The sequence below is a fragment of the Sphaerisporangium sp. NBC_01403 genome, from assembly GCF_045040145.1.
GTDB classification, from domain to species: domain Bacteria; phylum Actinomycetota; class Actinomycetes; order Streptosporangiales; family Streptosporangiaceae; genus Sphaerisporangium; species Sphaerisporangium viridialbum.
In genome coordinates this window covers 2925145-2942403 of record NZ_CP109534.1, presented here as the reverse complement: position 1 = coordinate 2942403, position 17259 = coordinate 2925145, and the positions used below count along the sequence as shown (strand labels likewise).

At 70.3% G+C, this 17259-nt stretch carries 15 protein-coding genes and 1 riboswitch; of the genes, 8 read left to right on the top strand and 7 right to left on the bottom strand.

The annotated features are described in order from the left end of the window. The first annotated feature begins 77 nt into the window (after window positions 1-77). From OG589_RS13275 to OG589_RS13265, 3 genes are read left to right on the top strand one after another with little or no spacing between them, the layout of a single operon-like run. Window positions 78-701 carry a TetR family transcriptional regulator gene (locus OG589_RS13275; RefSeq protein WP_405149036.1) on the top strand — a complete coding sequence of 208 codons (624 nt, stop codon included), beginning with the start codon at window positions 78-80 and terminating at the stop codon, window positions 699-701. Continuing rightward, window positions 698-898 carry a ferredoxin gene (locus OG589_RS13270; RefSeq protein ID WP_405149034.1) on the top strand — a complete coding sequence of 67 codons (201 nt, stop codon included), beginning with the start codon at window positions 698-700 and terminating at the stop codon, window positions 896-898. The genes OG589_RS13275 and OG589_RS13270 overlap by 4 nt, the downstream gene beginning before the upstream one ends. 1 nt (window position 899) lies before the next feature. Then, window positions 900-2171, top strand: a complete 1272-nt coding sequence (locus tag OG589_RS13265) for a cytochrome P450 (protein WP_405149032.1) — start codon at window positions 900-902, stop codon at window positions 2169-2171. A 142-nt stretch (window positions 2172-2313) separates the two neighbouring features. On the opposite strand, the gene OG589_RS13260 is transcribed toward OG589_RS13265, so the two are convergent. From OG589_RS13260 to OG589_RS13250, 3 genes are all read right to left on the bottom strand, one after another. Further along, complete coding sequence (locus tag OG589_RS13260) at window positions 2314-2457, bottom strand: hypothetical protein (protein WP_405149031.1); 144 nt, start codon at window positions 2455-2457, stop codon at window positions 2314-2316. 204 nt (window positions 2458-2661) lie between these two features. Beyond that, window positions 2662-3762 carry a winged helix DNA-binding domain-containing protein gene (locus OG589_RS13255; protein WP_405149029.1) on the bottom strand — a complete coding sequence of 367 codons (1101 nt, stop codon included), beginning with the start codon at window positions 3760-3762 and terminating at the stop codon, window positions 2662-2664. Window positions 3763-4106: 344 nt separating this feature from the next. Continuing rightward, on the bottom strand, window positions 4107-4724 hold the full coding sequence (locus OG589_RS13250) for a DinB family protein (RefSeq protein WP_405149027.1): 618 nt from the start codon (window positions 4722-4724) through the stop codon (window positions 4107-4109). Between the two features lie 703 nt (window positions 4725-5427). On the opposite strand from OG589_RS13250, the gene OG589_RS13245 reads away from it, so the two are divergent. Then, complete coding sequence (locus tag OG589_RS13245; RefSeq protein ID WP_405149026.1) at window positions 5428-6441, top strand: helix-turn-helix transcriptional regulator; 1014 nt, start codon at window positions 5428-5430, stop codon at window positions 6439-6441. A gap of 247 nt (window positions 6442-6688) precedes the next feature. Here the strand turns inward: OG589_RS13245 and OG589_RS13240 are convergent, their stop codons facing one another. Both OG589_RS13240 and OG589_RS13235 read right to left on the bottom strand, forming a co-directional pair. Beyond that, window positions 6689-7840: a serine hydrolase domain-containing protein gene (locus tag OG589_RS13240; RefSeq protein ID WP_405149025.1), complete on the bottom strand. Its 1152-nt coding sequence runs from the start codon at window positions 7838-7840 to the stop codon at window positions 6689-6691. A 21-nt stretch (window positions 7841-7861) separates the two neighbouring features. Beyond that, window positions 7862-8356, bottom strand: coding sequence for an FBP domain-containing protein (locus tag OG589_RS13235; RefSeq protein WP_405149024.1), 495 nt, complete (start codon window positions 8354-8356; stop codon window positions 7862-7864). 72 nt (window positions 8357-8428) lie between these two features. On the opposite strand from OG589_RS13235, the gene OG589_RS13230 reads away from it, so the two are divergent. Next, window positions 8429-9037 (top strand): TetR/AcrR family transcriptional regulator, encoded by a 609-nt coding sequence (locus tag OG589_RS13230; RefSeq protein WP_405149022.1) that lies wholly within the window; start codon window positions 8429-8431, stop codon window positions 9035-9037. Window positions 9038-9142: 105 nt separating this feature from the next. Next, the gene (locus OG589_RS13225) at window positions 9143-10021 is read left to right on the top strand and encodes an alpha/beta fold hydrolase (protein WP_405149021.1); all 879 of its coding nucleotides are present in this window, start codon (window positions 9143-9145) and stop codon (window positions 10019-10021) included. 39 nt (window positions 10022-10060) lie between these two features. Here the strand turns inward: OG589_RS13225 and metH are convergent, their stop codons facing one another. After that, window positions 10061-13672, bottom strand: a complete 3612-nt coding sequence (gene metH / locus OG589_RS13220) for a methionine synthase (protein WP_405152036.1) — start codon at window positions 13670-13672, stop codon at window positions 10061-10063. Window positions 13673-13776: 104 nt separating this feature from the next. After that, window positions 13777-13851: riboswitch (S-adenosyl-L-homocysteine riboswitch) on the bottom strand. Window positions 13852-14121: 270 nt separating this feature from the next. On the opposite strand from metH, the gene OG589_RS13215 reads away from it, so the two are divergent. Continuing rightward, a complete protein-coding gene (locus OG589_RS13215; RefSeq protein WP_405149020.1) occupies window positions 14122-15123 on the top strand; it encodes a hypothetical protein in 1002 nt (333 codons plus the stop codon). 104 nt (window positions 15124-15227) lie between these two features. On the opposite strand, the gene OG589_RS13210 is transcribed toward OG589_RS13215, so the two are convergent. Further along, window positions 15228-15824 (bottom strand): hypothetical protein, encoded by a 597-nt coding sequence (locus OG589_RS13210; RefSeq protein ID WP_405149018.1) that lies wholly within the window; start codon window positions 15822-15824, stop codon window positions 15228-15230. A gap of 303 nt (window positions 15825-16127) precedes the next feature. Here OG589_RS13210 and OG589_RS13205 point away from each other — a divergent pair, with 303 nt between their 5' ends. Next, the gene (locus OG589_RS13205; protein WP_405149016.1) at window positions 16128-17240 is read left to right on the top strand and encodes a hypothetical protein; all 1113 of its coding nucleotides are present in this window, start codon (window positions 16128-16130) and stop codon (window positions 17238-17240) included. Window positions 17241-17259 lie beyond the last annotated feature (19 nt).

Genomic DNA, 17259 nt, shown 5'->3' with positions numbered 1-17259 from the left:
CACGAGGCCGTTGTTTGTACAGTCCCCGGCTCGGCAGGCCGTTTGACGAATCAAATGAACGGTCTTTTAATTCACCCATGGGGCGTATCGCCGGCGTCACCGCCGCTGAGACGCGCGAGCGGTTGCTGCGGGCGGCCGCCGACGTGTTCGCCGAGCGCGGGTACGACGGCACGCGCGTGGCCGACATCGCCGCAGCCGCGGGAGTGAGCAACGGCGCGCTGTACGCGCACTTCGGCTCGAAGGCCGAGCTGATCGTGACCGCGCTGCGGGCGCACGGGCGGCAGCTGCTGGCCACCCTGTTCGCCGCCGATCCCAACCGGTCGATCACGGAGCTGCTCCTCGTCATCGGCCGCTGGCTGCCGCGCCGTCGCGACGCTCCCGGCTACCTCATCGTCGAGGCGCTCGTCGCGGCCCGCCGCGACGAGGACGTCGCCCGTCCGATGCGCGACTACGTCGGCGAGCGGTCCGACTGGATCGCCGAGCTGGTACGCGCGGCCCAGGGCGGCGGCGAGCTGGATCCCGCGCTGTCGCCGGACGCGCTGGCCCACTTCTGCCTGCTGCTGGCGATGGGCAGCGCGCTGATCACGCCCGACCTGCACGCCGTCGACGATGTGGAGTGGTCGGCGTTGCTCACCCGTGTCGTGGGCGCCCTCGCCCCACCGACGACATCCCCGCACAAAGAGCGGAGCATCCCGCAGTGAAAGTACGAATCGGTCCTGAGCGCTGCCAGGGACACGGCCGCTGCTACGACCTGGCCCCCGGCCTGTTCAAGGAGGACGACGAGGGCTACGGGCAGGTCATCGGCGACGGCGTCGTGCCGCCGGGTGAGGAGCGGGCGGCACGCCTTGCCGTGTCCAACTGCCCGGAACGAGCGATCGACATCAGCGAGGAGGCGTGAGATGACCGTCGACGACCGCTTCACCCAGGACTTCCGGGAGACACGCGCGGACGCGCCTCTCGGCACGCGCAATGAGGTCATCACCGGTCCGGTCTCCGACTGGGCGACCGGCTTCTCCCACCTCGAACCCGAATGGGCGGCCGACCCGTACCCCATCCAGGACGACCTGCGGCAGCGCTGCCCCATCGCGCACACCGACCGCTTCGGCGGTGGCTGGCTCCCGACCCGCTACGGGGACGTCGCGGCGATCGCCTACGACACCGAGCGCTTCTCCTCGCGGTCGGTCATCATGAGCAACTTCCGGCCGCCCCGCGAGCTGGCGCCGGTGGGCGGCACGCCGCCGATCTCCTCCGATCCGCCGTTCCACCACGACGCGCGCAAGCTGCTGCTGCCCGCGTTCACCAAGGCCGCGGTCGCCAAGCGAGAGGCCGCGACCAGAGCGTTGTGCCACAGCCTCATCGACGCGTTCGAGGGCCGGAATGTCGTCGACGCCGCCCGCGACTACGCCCAGTACATCCCCATGCGGGTCATCGCCGACATGCTCGGGTTCCCGCCTGAGGACGGCCCGCGGTTCGGTGAGTTCATCGAGAACGCGCTCGAAGGCGTCAACCTGCCGACGGAGGAGCGCATCGCGCGCATGGGGCAGCTGTTCGACTACCTGCTCGCGCAGATCCGCGACCACCTCGACAACCCGCGCGAGGACCTCACGACGTACCTCATCAACGCCGAGCTGTACGGCCGCAAACTCGATCCGGCCCACCTGGCAGGCACGATGGCGCTGTTGCTCATCGCCGGCATCGACACCACCTGGAGCGCGATCGGCGCGTCACTGTGGCATCTGGCCAGGACCCCGGGCGACCGGGAGCGCCTGGTCGCCGAGCCCGAGCTGCTGCCGACCGCGATGGAGGAGTTCCTCCGGGCCTATGCGCCGGTCACGATGGCCCGGCTGGTCAAGGAGGACATGCACTGGAACGGCGTCGACATGAAGGCCGACGACTGGATCCTGCTGTCGTTCCCGGCGGCGAACCGCGACCCCGAGCAGTTCGACCGGGCGGACGAGGTCGTCATCGACCGCGAGGTCAACCGGCACGCCGCGTTCGGCCTCGGCATCCACCGCTGCGTCGGCTCGCACCTGGCGCGCATGGAACTGCGGGTCGCGCTCGACGTCTGGCTGGAGCGGATCCCGGACTTCAGCCTGGCGGACCCGGCGGAGGTGACCTGGGCCGCGGGCCAGGTGCGCGGCCCCCGCACGCTCCCCCTCCGCATCGGCTGACCACGGCCCCGGGTCTTCAGATAGTCGTCAACCCGTCGAAATACGCCTTCATCGCCGGATAGTAGGAGTCGAAATCCGGCTTGGGGGAACCGTCGAACACCATCTGGACCTCGATGGTCTTCCCGGGGGCGGCGTCGCCTGTTCACGGCCCGAACCACAGGGCCGTGCGATCGGACTCGGTCAGGCCGGCCCACACGTCCTCGGCGGGCGCGTGGAACGTCCGGTACAAGATGAGATCGCTTCCGGCGCTGGTGCGGAACAGCTGGCCCGTGGGTAACCGGCTCATGCCGTGGTCTCCTCAGTTCGAGAATCGGTGATCCTGGGCAGAACCATCTTTCCCGCCGGCGGATCAGGTCATCACACTCTTCGACGTTGCGGTGGTCCCCTGCCACCGTGGACAGGCGCCTGACCATGCAGGTTCTTCGACAGCGTGAACCGGAGCGCGCCACCCGATCCCGTGCTCAGGGGAAGCAGCTCGCGGGTGTGTCGCTCAGCGGGGAGACGCGGCGATCCGTACGCGGTGGCTGTCGTTGCCGGAGAGGAACGACGCCAGCGCCCGCCCCTGCTCGGCTACGGTGGTGCGGTCGGCTCGAGAGAAGCGGCGCAGCGGGGTGACGATCACGGTGGCGGCCTTGACGCTCCAGGTCGCGGCGACCCGGCCGTCGACCAGGACAACGCGAGCGCCGGCGACCGACAGGCCGCGGTGGACGTCGTCGATGATCCGGCTGCGGTCGTGGTAACCGAGGAGCGCGTTGTCGAACGCCGGCAGGAACCGCACCGGGGCGGGTGTGTCGGGGTCGGGGCGCGGCGCGTCGGGGAGGTCCAGCAGTTCCCGGCCTCGCTCGTCGCGGAAGGTGACCAGCTCCTCGCGTATCGCGGCCACCGCGGCCGGCAGTCCGGCGAGGCCGCACCAGGCGCGCAGGTCCGCCGCGGCGGCGGGGCCGAACGCGGCTAGATAGCGCCGTACCAGCGCTTCGCCGACCGGATCGGAGCCCTTCGGGGCCGGCGGGTCGATCTCGCGCCCCAGCCAGGAGGAGAGCAGGACGTTGCGCACCCCCGCCTTCGTGCGCCACAGCCCGCGCGGCGGCAGCTGCGCCACCGGGACGAGGGCGGCGATCAGCATCTCGCCCAGCGCCCGCGGTTCCGGCGCCGGCCAGCGCTCGGCCAGCGCCCGCGCGAGCTCGGTCATCGAGCGGGGCTCGTCGTCGGACATCACCGCCCGGCCTGCCGTCGCGAGCTCGTCGAGGTCTACCCCGGCGAGCTCGCGGCGGTAGTTCCCGAGTACCCGTTGGCGCAGCATGATGTCGTGGCGGGCCCGCCAGGCCAGGGTGTCGTCGGCGGTGAGGAGGTGGACGGTGCGGCGCATGAGGTGGGTCCGCACCACGCTCCGCCGGATCAGCAGGTCCGAGAGCACCGCCGGGTCGAACGCGCGCAGCCGCGACCAGAGCCCGACGAACGGTTCCTGCGGTTCCTGCGCCTGCAGGCCGCACAGGTGCGCGACGGCGTCGAGGACCGGCACGTCGGCGTGATCGAGCAGCAACTGCCGGGCGAGCGTCGCGCGGTTGAGCGCCTGGGTGTCGAGAACGGTCATCGGCTCATCCCGCAGAGCGCTCGTCGGCCGCTCGCGGGCGTGGTGCCGCTCGCGTGATGGCCGGCGGAGTGCGGAAGAAGTTGATCCCCGAGTCCGGTGCCCGGAGGATGATCCGGACGCGGTCGTCCTGGTCGGTGCTGGCCACCGAACATCATGGTGCCTAGGCAGTAGGGGCTGACCTCAATACCGGTCCGCCCCAGCTCGCGCCTCTTCACGGTGCCGCAGTTCCCTTCGATTTTCATGCAGGACCCGAGTGGGTGGTGAATCTACGGCCCGGGATCCACTGGGTCCGGTGGGTGACACCGGTCGGGACGATGCCCGATCCGGCAGGGCCCCCTCACCGCTCAGGTTGATTTCTGCCCGTCGAGCGTCTCGCGCAGGATGTCGGCGTGCCCGGCGTGCTGGGCGGTCTCGGCGATGACGTGCATCAGCACCCGGCGCACGCTGCGCACCGCTCCCGGCTCGTGCCAGGGTGCCTCCGGCATCGGGTGCGTCGCCGACAGGTCGGGGACGGCGGCGACGATCTCCTCGCTGCGGGCGGCGACCCGCTCGTAACGCGCGAGGATCCCGGCCAGCGTCTCGCCGGGCAGCATCCGGAAGTCGTTCTGGTGGTCGATCGCCCACCGCGGGATCTCGCGTGCGGTACCGGCCGCGAGGTCGGCCCAGGTGACACCGTCGGGCAGGTCGTAGCGCATCGCCGACGGGCCCTCGACCACGAAGCGCATCCACCCTTCCTCAATGGACGCGACGTGCTTGATCAGCCCGCCCAGGCACAGCTCGCTGACCGTCGGGCGCTCGCCGAGTCGCTCGTCGCTGAGCCCGCGGATGGTGCTGGTCAGGGCGGATCGCGCGCTCGCGAGCGCGGCGAGCAGGTCGCCCCGCTCGGCGTCGAGGGTTGAGGGAGGCGTGGTGGTAGCGGTCACGGCGTGCGGGCCCTTCGGATTGTTGTCGTTGACTGGCACGCGACAACAGTCGCAGGAGAAGCGGCCAGGGAGTGGCCGCTTCTCAGCGGGGGCGGCACTGAATACCCCAGAAAGGGGCCGCGGGCTGCTGTAGTCGCAGCTCAGCGGGTGCGGTGGTAGACGTGATTATCCCCAGTGGTTCAGGGTCAGCGGGCGCGGCGACGTTGGGCGGGGTCGGTTTCGGCGGTGATGCGCGCGGAGGTCTGTTCGCCGAGTCGCACGTAGCGGCCGAGGCCGGCCAGGTGCTGGTGGCGGCTCTTGGCCTGCAGTTCGGGCGCTGTCCGGCTTGGGCGAGATGCTGGAGCGCCGAATGGCGAAGCTGGTGCAAGGTCCACCCTTGCCGGTGCGGGTCGAGCTTGGCGGCCAGGCCGAGCCGGTGGTGATGCCGCACGGTCTTCACCGTGACACCGGCGAAGGCCGCTGCCTGGCTGATCGTCAGTCCGCTGGTCAGGTCTTCAGCGCCCCCCGCGGGTCGAGGGCGGCGACCTCGCGTACGGCCTCGGCGATGGCCGGGGAGTCCTTTTTCAGGATCGCACCGGACACCACGCGGCCAAACCGTGGATACGCCGTCCGATCGACCGAGGTCACAGCCAATCCCCGCAGACGCGGCCAACAAGACGCCTCCCGCCCTAACGATCACCTCAGCCTCGCGGCCCCTTTCCGGCGCACTCCGGCCGCCCTCCCTCAGGGCAATATGGGAATCATGCCGAAGACTTCAGCGCGACTGCTGTCGTTGCTCTCGCTGCTCCAGGTGCGCCGGGACTGGCCGGGGGCGCTGCTGGCCGAGCGGCTGGACATCAGCCCGCGCACCGTGCGCCGTGATGTCGACCGCCTGCGCGAGCTCGGCTATCCCATCGTGGCCTTCAAGGGGCCCGACGGTGGGTACCGGCTCGACGCCGGCACGGAGCTGCCCCCGTTGCTGTTCGACGACGAGCAGGCCGTCGCTCTGGCCATCGCACTCCAGATCGCCACCACCACTGGTGCCGGCATCGAGGAAGCCGCGGCGCGCGCGCTGAACACCGTCCGGCAGGTCATGCCCGCACGGCTGCGCCGCCGGATCGACACCCTCCAGGTCACCGCCGTCGAGCGGCCCGCGATCCGGCCGGACCCACAGGTCGACAGCAGTGTGCTCATGGCACTCAGCGCCGCCGTCCACGCCCGCGAGGTGCTGCGCTTCGACTACACCCCCGCATCCCCACCAGGGGTAGACGACAACGGCGTGCAGACCCCGCCGCGCCGGGTGCAGCCCCATCACCTCGTCACCTGGGGCGGGCGCTGGTACCTCGTCGCCTGGGACCTCGACCGCGAGGACTGGCGCACCTTCCGTGCCGATCGGATCACCCCGCGCACCCCTCCAGGGCCCCGCTTCACCCCGCGCGAGCTGCCCGGAGGTGAGGTGGCCGCCTTCGTGGCCAGCAGGTTCCGGGGCTCCGACGGCTCTGGCGACTGGGACTGGCCCTGCCGCGGCGAGGTGATCCTCGACCTGCCCGCCGCCGCCGTGTCCCGCTACACCCGCGACGGAGTCGTCGAGGAACTCGGCCCGAACCGCTGCCGGCTCGTCCTGGGCTCGTGGTCATGGCCTGGCCTGGCCGCCACCATCGGCAGGTTCGACGCCGACATCGAGGTCGTCGGCCCGGCCGAGCTCAAGGACGCCTTCGCGCGCCTGGCCCGCCGCTACGCCAGCGCCGCAACCGGCACGCCGCCCCCGATCCAATGAGCCAAGCGCACGTCAGAGCATCCGGTAGGGACTCGCAGCCGGCGCTCGGGGAACCGCTTGGACACCACGCGCGCGAAGAAGGCGTTCACTCCCGCCGGGCAACGCCGGCTGTCCGTCCTCCTGGCGAAGATCCAGGCCGCCTCGAACCCCTGAGCGGCCTTCCCCGCCGCCGAGATCACGGGGCGTCGCGACCTCGCCGCGGTGGTCCCCGAAGGAGCGGACCGCTCCGCCGTACGCCCCCGGGGGCTCAGACGGCGGTCAGGCACTCCCGTAGCGCCGCGATGAGCCGGTTGGCGCGGGCGTCACCATGGCCGATCATCCGGTTGGCGACATAGGCGAAGCCCACCCCGAACTCGTCGTCCCCGAAGGCGAACTGGCCGCCCGCGCCATCGTTGCCGAAGCTGCGCGCCCCGAGCATGGGCCGGAAGCGGGGCCCGTCGAGAAGGAAACCCGACCCCCATCGGGCGCCCAGGTCGGGGAAGCCCGACCACGACGCCCCGGAGGACAGTTCGCGCACGGCGTCGGTGACGGTGTCCGGCGTGAGCAGCCGCGCCGAGCCGTCGACTCCGGTCACGGCGGCGGCGTACAACCCGGCCAGGCCGCTCGCCGAGGAGACCGCGCCCGCCCCGGGGATCTCGGCGCCGAGCAGGGCGAGGTCGTTCCAGCCGTGCGGCTCCGAAAGGCCGGGGAAGACGAACGCGCCGTTCATCGTGACGATGCGCACGGGCAGGGACTCGGGGCCGGGCATCGGCGGGCGCCCCTCGGCCTCGGCGAGCCGGGCCAGGCGGCCGGCTTCGTCCTGCGGCAGGCCGATCCAGGTGCTAAGCCCCAGGTCGTCGGCGATGGCCTTGCGGAAGTACGCGCCCGGGGTGAGCCCGGTGATCCGCCGGATGACCTCGCCGACGAGAAAGCCGAAGACGTGCCCGTGGTACTCGTGGGCGGTGCCCGGCTCCCACAGCGGCTCCTGCTCCTCGATCGCCCGGATCACCGGAGTCCACTGGACGATCTCCTCGAAGCTGAGCACGCGGTCCAGGACGGGGAGCCCGGCGCGGTGGCCGAGCACCATGCGCGTCGTGATCGCCTCCTTGCCGCCCCGCGCGAACTCCGGCCAGTAGCGGGCCACCGGCGCGTCGAGGTCCAGCCGTCCCCGCTGCGCGAGCAGGTGGGCACATATGCTGACGACGCCCTTGGCGCACGAGAAGACCGGGACGATGGTGTCCTGCTCCCACGGCCGGCCACTGCGCTCGTCCGCGACGCCGCCCCACAGGTCCACGACCTCGCGCCCGCCGGCGAACACGGTGACGGCCGCGCCTAGCTCATCGAAGTCGGCGAAGTTCCTGGAGAAGGCGTCCGCGACCGCTCCGAACCGTTCGTCCGCCCATCCGCCGTGCTTGACCATGTCTCTTCCTCTCCTGACGCGTCACGCCATGACCTTGTTCAGGAACGCGGACAGCTTGGTCCTGGTGCGGTCGATCTGCTCCTCGACCGTCAGGGACTCCTCGAGACGCCCTCCGAGGTCCGGGATCTTCTTGCCTCGCACGTACAGCGAACAGGCGAGGTCGGTGCACACGTACAGGCCGACCGAGTTGCCGTCCCGGCCGGCCTGACCCGCTCGCCGGGCGGTCATCAGCGAGACGCCGCTGCCGGGGTGCGTGGTCAAGCACAGGGAGCACATGCCGCGGTGGAGCCCGCCGCGATGCTGGGCGGACAGGCGGAGCGCCACGCCGACGACCTCGCCGCCGCGTTCTGTGACGAGATAGCCGCGATCCGGCGCTCCGGGGTCGCACCAGCCCAGGAAGTCCAGATCGTCCCAGGGCTGCTCGGCCAGGCCCCGAGGGAGCGCCATCCGCGTGGCCTCCCCCTTGGAGCAGTTGACGAACGACGCGCGGATCTCCCGCTCACTCACTGCTTGCATGGCGCGGAACGCTACAGTTCCTAGATGCACTAGGCAAATGTTTTTAGACTGTAGGAAAAATGTGGGGTGCGAATGGCTCGTGCGGGACTGACGGCACAGCGTGTGACGGAGGCCGCCGCGGACCTGGCGGACACCGTCGGGTTCGAGAACATGACCGTGTCCGCGCTGGCACGGAGCTTCGGGGTCAAGGACGCGAGCCTGTACTCGCACGTCAGGAACCTCAAGGATCTGCGCGAGCGGGTCGCTTTGCTGGCCGCGGGCGAGCTCGCCGACCACATCGCCGCGGCGGTCGCGGGCCGGTCCGGGCGGGACGCCATGGCCGCCTTCGCCAACGCCTACCGGGAGTACGCGCTGGCGCACCCCGGCCGTTACGCGGCGACCCAGGTCCAGCTCGACCCCGCCGTCCTCGCCGAGTCCACCGCCTACGCGCGCAACATCGAGCTCACCCACGCGATGCTGCGCGCGTACGACTTCGCCGAGCCGGACCTGACCGACGCGGGCCGCCTGCTGCGCAGCGCCTTCCACGGTTACATCACCCTCGAGGCCAACGGCGGGTTCGGCCACTCCCGCGACGTGCAGGCGTCCTGGGGCCGGGCCCTCGACGCCCTCCACTTCACGCTGGAGCACTGGCGAACAGGGTGTACGACGGATCCCGGGGGTCCGGCTTCTGGCTCAGCTTGATCCGGAAGTTCTCGTGCCGCACTGCCCGGTAGGGCGCTCATCGGATGCTCATTCGAGCCCGGCAGGCTTCAGGGCATCCAGTCACCTACCAAGAAGGGCCAGACCATGGCGCCCGTCATCGCCGGTTTCACCTACCACCAAGTCCCTGTCGCCGACGGGGTGTCCCTGAACGCGGCCGTCGGGGGGTCGGGCAGTCCGATCGTGCTGCTGCACGGCTTCCCGCAGACCCACCTGATGTGGCGGCACGTCGCCGCCCGCCTGGCGGCCGACCACACCGTGATCTGCCCCGACCTGCGCGGCTACGGCGCAAGCGGCAAACCCGCCGAAACCGATCCCACCGTCTACGCCAAGCGCACCATGGCCGCCGACATCGTCGCCCTGGCCCGGGCGCTGGGGCATGAGCGGTTCGCGCTGGCCGGGCACGACCGCGGCGCCCTGGTCGCCTTCCGCGCCGGCCTGGACCACCCCGGCACGGTCACCCACCTGGCCTGCCTGGACGTGCTGCCCACGCGGGACATGTGGGCGGCGATGCACGGTGTCGGCGCCTCGGTCGGCTTCCACCTGTACCTGATGGCCCAGCCCCCGGGCCTGCCAGAGCAGCTGATCGCCGCGAGCCCGGACGCCTTCTTCGGGCACTTCCTGGACCTCTGGGCCAACGACCCGCAGGCGATCCCCGCCGAGGTCCGCGCCGCCTACCTGGAGGCCTGCCGCCAGGCGGTGCCCTCGATCGTGGCCGACTACCGCGCCTCCGCCGGAGTCGACGTCGAACACGACCAGGCCGACCTGGACGCCGGCAACCGGCTGCGGATGCCGGTCACCGTGCTCCAGCAGGACTGGGGCGCCGCCCTGGGCTTCGACGCGGCGGCCCTGTGGAGCGCCTGGGCACCGGACCTGCGGCACTCCACCGTCGGCTTCGGCCACTTCATGGCCGAAGAGGCCCCGGCCGACATCGCCGAGTCCCTCCGGGACCTCCTCACCCGCTGAGGCCGGCAGCCCCGCCGGCCGTACGGTGCCGAAGTGCGGTCACCGGGGGTCGTAGGCGAGGTTGGGGCGCAGCCAGTGCTCGACTTCTGAAAGGTCGACGCCTCGCCGCAGGGCGTAGTCCTCGGCCTGGTCTTTGCCGATACGTCCCACACTGAAGTACCGCGACGAGGGGTGAGCGAAGATCAGACCGCTGACGCTGGCCGCGGGGGTCATCGCGAAGGATTCCGTCAGGCCCATGCCGAGTCGTTCGGCGTCAAGCAGGTCGAACAGCTCCTGTTTCTGGCTGTGGTCCGGGCTCGCCGGGTAGCCGGATGCGGGACGAATGCCGCGGAAGCGCTCAGCGTGCAGGTCCTCGAGTGAGGGGTCGGCGTCCGGCTCGAACCAGGCGCGCCGCGCCTGGAGGTGGATGTGCTCGGCGAATGCCTCGGCGAAGCGGTCGGCCAGGGCTTTCACCATGATCGCCCGGTAGTCGTCGTGGCGCTCCTCGAAGGTACGAGCGAGTTCCTCGGCGCCGTGGACGGCCACGGCGAAGCCGCCGAGGTGATCCCCCGCCGGGGCCACGTAGTCCGCGAGGCACCGGTTGGGCCGGCCCGCGGGCTTGGCCGTCTGCTGGCGCAGCATCGGCAGCCGGAGAACGCGGTCACCCGCACCCGACCGGCCCGTGGTGATCAGGATGTCGTCGCCCTCGGAGTGCGCGGGCCAGAAGCCATAGACGCCCCGGGCCTGGAATGATCCGTCCGCGATGATCTGGTCGAGCAGGGCGTTCGCATCGTCGTAGAGCTCGCGGGCCGCCGGCTGTTCGAGGATCGCCGGGTACTTGCCCTTCAGTTGCCAGGCGACGAAGAAGAACTGCCAGTCGATCATCGCGCGGAGGGTGGCGAGATCCGGCTGGACGAAGCGGGTGCCGGTGAAGGCGGGAACGGCCAGGTCGTCGAACGGTACCCGCTCACGGTTCGCGCGGGCCCGCGCGAGGGTCAGCAGGGGACTCCGCTCCCTGGTCGCGTGCTGCTCGCGCAGGCGCTCCTGCTCGGCGTGGTTGCTCACGGCCAGTTCCTCGGCCCGTCCGGGATCGAGCAGGTCCGAGACCACGCCGACGACGCGGGAGGCGTCGAGCACGTGGACCGTCGTGCCGTCATAGGCCGGGGCGATGCGGACGGCGGTGTGCTGGCGCGACGTCGTGGCACCGCCGATCAGCAGGGGCAGCTTCAGCCCGCGGCGCTTCATCTCGGCAGCGACGGTGACCATCTCGTCCAGCGACGGGGTGATCAGGCCTGACAGGCCCACGGCGTCGGCGCCTTCGGCGACCGCGGTGTCGAGGATGACGGCGGCGGGGGCCATGACACCCAGGTCGATGACCTCGTAGTTGTTGCAGCCGAGCACGACGCCCACGATGTTCTTGCCGATGTCGTGCACGTCGCCCTTGACGGTGGCGAGCACCACCTTCCCGTTGCCGCGGCTGACCTCGGCTCTGCCCTCCAGCCGCGCCTGCTCCTTCTCGGCTTCCATGTACGGCTCCAGATAGGCGACCGCGCGCTTCATCACCCGCGCGCTCTTGACCACCTGGGGCAGGAACATCTTCCCGGAGCCGAACAGGTCGCCCACGGTCTTCATGCCGTCCATGAGCGGCCCCTCGATCACCTGGAGTGGGCGCGCCGCCCGCCCCCGGGCTTCTTCGGTGTCGGCCTCGATGAAGTCCACGATGCCGTGGACCAGCGCGTACGCCAGGCGCTGCTCGACCGGCGCCTCGCGCCACGACAGGTCCACCGTACGGCGGGTGCCCGTCCCGCTGACCGTCTCGGCGAAGGCGACGAGCCGGTCGGTGGCGTCGGCGCGACGGTCGAACAGGACGTCCTCGACGAGTTCGAGCAGGTCCGCGGGGATGTCCTGGTAGACCGCGAGCTGTCCCGCGTTGACGATGCCCATGTCCAGCCCGGCTCGTACGGCGTGGAAGAGGAACGCCGAGTGCATCGCCTCGCGCACGATGTCATTGCCGCGGAAGGAGAACGACAGGTTGGAGATGCCGCCGCTGGTCCGTGCTCCGGGGCAGCGCTGCTTGATCAGCGGCAGCGCGTCGATGAACGCCTTCGCGTAGCCGTTGTGCTCGGCGATGCCTGTGGCGACCGCGAGCACGTTGGGGTCGAACACGATGTCCTCAGGGGCGAACCCGGCCCGCTGGGTGAGCAGGTCGTAGGCGCGGGCGCAGATCGACACCTTGCGCTCGGCGGTGTCGGCCTGCCCCTGCTCGTCGAAGGCCATGACGACCACACCGGCGCCGTAGTCCCGGATGCGTGCGGCCTGCTCCAGGAACGGGCCCTCACCCTCCTTGAGGCTGATCGAGTTGACCACGCCCTTGCCCTGCACGCACTTGAGCCCGGCCTCCAGCACGCTCCACCGCGAACTGTCGACCATGATCGGGATGCGGGCGACCTCCGGCTCGGTCGCGACCAGATTCAGGAACGTGGTCATGGCCCGCTCGCTGTCGAGCAGGTCGGCGTCCATGTTGACGTCGAGCAGGTTGGCCCCGCCGCGCACCTGCTCCAGCGCGACGTCGACGGCGGCCTGGTAATCGTCCGCTTCGACCAGGCGCCGGAACCGCGCCGACCCCGTGACGTTGGTCCGCTCCCCGATCATGACGAATCCCGTGTCCGGGCCGATCGCGAAGGGCTCCAGACCGCTGAACCGGGTGCGCGCCGGAGGCGCCGGGACCGGGCGCGGCCGGAGATCGGACACGGTGGCCGCGATCTGCGTGATATGCCCCGGTGTCGTGCCGCAGCACCCGCCGACGATGTTGACCATGCCTGCCGCGGCGAACTCGCCGAGCAGTTGTGCGGTCTCGTGCGCCGTCTGGTCGTAGCCGCCGAACGCGTTCGGCAGCCCGGCGTTGGGATGACACGCCGTGTAGACGCCGGCGAGCCGCGACAACTCGGCCACGTGCGGGCGCATCTCCTCGGCGCCCAGCGAACAGTTCACGCCCACCACCAGGGGCTCGGCGTGTTCGATCGCGTTCCAGAACGCCTCGACGGTCTGCCCCGACAGCGTGCGCCCGCTCAGGTCGACGATCGTCACCGAAATCCACAGCGGCAGGTGCGGAGCCACGTCGCGTGCGGCGGCGATCGCCGCCTTCGCGTTGAGCGTGTCGAAGATCGTCTCGATCAGCAGCAGGTCGACCCCGCCGTCGGCCAGCGCCTGGACCTGCTCGGCGTACGCGGCGCGGACCTCGTCGAATGACACCGCCCGGTACGCGGGGTCCTCCACACGCGGCGACAGCGAGAGCGTGACGTTCAGCGGCCCGATCGAGCCGGCGACGAAACGCCCGCCCGCTTCGTCCGCGGCCTGCCGCGCCAGTTGGGCGCCCCGCAGGTTCATCTCACGCACCAGCGGCTGCAGCAGGTAGTCCGACTGGCCGATGCTCGTCGCCGTGAAGGTGTTGGTCGTGGTGATGTCCGCGCCCGCCGCCAGGTACTGCCGGTGCACGTCGAGGATGACATCCGGCCGTGTCAGGTTCAGCAGGTCCGGGTTGCCGGTCACGTCACGCGGATGGTCCTGGAAGCGCTCCCCGCGATAGTCGGCCGGAGTCAGACCCGCGCCTTGCAGCATCGTCCCCCAGGCCCCGTCGAGCACCGCGACCCGCTGGTCCAGAAGCCTCCGCAGAGCTTGAGCCCCGCCGCCTGCTCCGGCGTCGGGTGCCCGCCGGACAGTGTCACGCCCATGGTCGTCGCCGTGGTTCACGAAGCTGCTCACCGGACCGCCTTCCGTTATGGAAGGCGCCCTTGGGAACTGTGCTGGCCGAGCGTGGCGGACCTCGGCCCGTCGCAGCGCCTCTCGGCTTAGATCAAGGATATAAGAGCAAACGGTGGGACGAAACTTCTAGCGTGCTGGGCCGAACGGTCCCGGCAACGATCTTCACCCGAGCCGGCCAGGAGCCGAGGCGCTCATGACGCAGGTGGCGCGCACTGTCCGCGATCGGTCGCGTCACAGGTGAACCGGCGATCAGTGAGGTTCTTCAGCGTTTCATGCCGGGTACCGTGACAGGTCGCCGGAGCGTCATGCGAAGGGTCTGGGATTCATTGACCTTACAGCTCGGCGTTCGGAGAGCGATCATGCGCAGGACCTTGTTGACGGCGGCCGCCAGCGCGCTGGTGATATTCGGCGGGACCGTGGCCGCGTACGCGGGTGGCGGTTCCGACCATGACGGCCACGGGGACGGTGGCAAGAAGTACGAGATCGCGCTCATTGGCGACATGCCGTACGGCGACCTGGGACGCACCCAGTACCCGCGCGTCATCGACGAGATCAACGCCGACAAGCGCATCGCCTTCACCATCTTCGACGGGGACATCAAGAACGGCAGCGAGCGGTGCGACCAGCCGCTGTACGACCTGTCGGCGAAGAGCTTCGCGACCTTCCGCGACCCGCTGGTGTACGTGCCCGGTGACAACGAGTGGACCGACTGCGACCGGCCCAGCGCCGGCGGCTACGACCCGAACGAGCGGCTGGCCCTGGTGCGCCGCATGTTCGCCGCGACCCCGAGGTCCTTCGGCCGGCAGACGCTCGCGCTCCAGCGCCAGTCCGCCGCCTACCCCGAGAACGTCCGCTGGAAGTACGGCAGCGTGACCTACCTCGGCCTCAACGTCCCCGGCAGCGACAACAACGCGCCGCAGTTCGACGCCACCGGCAAGCAGATCGACGGCGACCTCGCCGAGTACACCGCGCGCAACGCGGCCAACCTGCAGTGGCTGGATCAGGGCTTCGCCGCCGCCCGCGCCGCCCGCTCCGCGGCGATCGTCATCGTCCTGCAGGCCGACATGTGGAGCACCGAGCCGACCGCGCACTTCGCCGACACCAAGCGCAAGCTGGCCCAGCTGTCCATCGGGTTCCCCGGCCAGGTGCTGCTGGTCAACGGCGACAGCCACGTACTTCGGGTCGACAAGCCGCTCAACGACGCCAAGGACCAGACCATCCAGAACGTCACGCGGGTGCAGACCTTCGGCAGCGGCCAGAGCCACTGGGTGAGCGCCGTGATCGACCCGGAGGACCCCCAGGTGTTCACCTTCCGCCAGCACGTGGTGAAGGCCAACCTCCCGGCCTACGTCAGCCCCTGAACTCCCCCGCCAACCTTCCGCCTACGTCAGCCCCTGAGCACCCGCCCGGACTCCCTCGCGCGACGCCCGATGACCGCGGTCATCGGGCGTCGCCCCGTCTCCGGCTAGGAGCCCACGCCGGAGATGATCCGGCCGCGCCAGCTCCTGCCCGTGATCATGCCCAGCTCCCGCAGTTCCCTGAGGCGCTCGATCCGGCCGCCGATCTCCACCATCCCGAGGCCCGACGCGCGCAGGCGGCGGGCCTCGGCCTCCAGATCGAGCCCGCGCAGATCGGCGAGCACGCCGGGGTCGAGCGGCCTGTCCAGATAATTGGTCACGAACGGGGATCGGATGGCGGATTCGGAGGAGGTCGGGCTGCTGAGGGCGTGGTCGTAGAACCTCAGCGCTTCATTCCGGTCGGTCAGGAAGTTGTTCCCCCGGTCCAGATTGCCGATCACGTAGTCGAAGGCGGCGCCCCGCTGCCGCTCGACCTCGGTCCATCGCCTCCAGCCGCCCCTGCCGTCCACATACAGCTGCACCGAGCCCAGGCCCCTCGGGCCGATGGCCATGCCGATGAGGCCGGCTCCCCACGGCGAGCGCCCGCCGCCGGAGATCGCGGTGAGCAGGGCGTCGGTGTGCCCGCCGAACAGCTCGGCCGAGTCCTCAAGGACCCGTGCGGCCGTGATGTACGAGCCCTCGTCGGCCCTGAGCTCCTGCTCCACCTTTGGGATGCTAGCGAGCCGGACTCGCAGGGAAGATCGACAAGGATGAACATTGGCGGACATCCCGAAGATCATCCGGTTACACCGGCCATGTCGCGGCGGATAGAAGGCCCGTTGCCCCTTTTATCCACTTTTGTGGGTCATAACCGGCTTTTTGTGCTTTTGGATTATGACGTAACGGTGAACGGAAGCGGAATTATCAATACTTCCTGGAAGCCTCGCTGCACCCTGTCGTGATAGCTCACATAATTCGGTGGGGGACGCCGATTTATGGCGATACGGGGCGAACTTTCGAGGAATCAAATGAAGCGTTGGATCGGCGTCGGGCTGGCGCTTCTCCTCGGCGCCGCCGTGGTGGCGGCGATCGTGATGGGCAACCGCGGCGGCACGGAAACGCGGGAGCTCACCCTGGTCCGCGGGGTGATCGGATCGGAGAAGAAGCCGTTCTTCGACGACCAGAGGGTGCGGGCCCTCTTCGCCCGGCACGGCCTCCGGGTGGAGGTCGACACCGCCGGCTCGCGGCAGATCGCGGCCTCGGTGGATCTGAAGAAGTACGGCTTCGCGTTCCCCTCCAGCGCTCCGGCGGCCGAGAAGATCAGGCGCGACCAGGGCGCCACCCGCACGTTCGCGCCGTTCTCCTCCCCCATGGCGATCGCCACCTTCGGCCCGATCGTGGACGTGCTCGCCAAGGCGGGCGTCGTACGAGATTCCGGCCAGGGCTACCAGGTGCTAGATATCCGGAAATATCTGGATCTGGCGGCCAAGGGCACCCGGTGGGACAAGCTCCCGGGCAACACCGTCTACCCGGCGCGCAAGCGCGTACTGCTCACCACCACCGACGTGCGCACCTCCAACTCCGCGGCGATGTACCTCTCGATCGCCGGCTACGTGGCCAACGGCGACGACGTGGTCACCTCGAACGCGCAGGCCTCCAAGGTCGCGGAAGCCGTCGCTCCTCTCTTCCTCGACCAGGGTTACTCCGAGACCTCCACCGAGGCCCCGTTCGAGGACTACCTGTCCCTGGGGATGGGCAAGACGCCCATGGTCATGGTCTACGAGGCGCAGTACGCCTCGCGGCTGTTCGCCGGGGACGGCGCGATCCGCCCCGACATGCGGCTGATCTACCCCTCGCCCACGGTCCTCAGCAAGCACACGCTCGTACCGCTCAGCCCGCAGGGCACCGAGGTCGGCCGGCTCCTGCAGGAGGACCCGGAACTCGGGCGCCTCGCCGCGCAGTACGGCTTCCGCACCGCCGCGGCCAAGGCGTTCGACGAACTGGCGGCCAAGGTCAAGGCGCCGCTGCCGGCCGGCCTGATCGACGTGGTGGAGCCGCCCGACTACGAACGGCTGGAGGGCATGATCGCCGCGATCGACCGGCTCTACCGGTCCGGTGCGGTCCCCTCCCCCACCCCCTGACCTCACCTTCCCCCCTTCG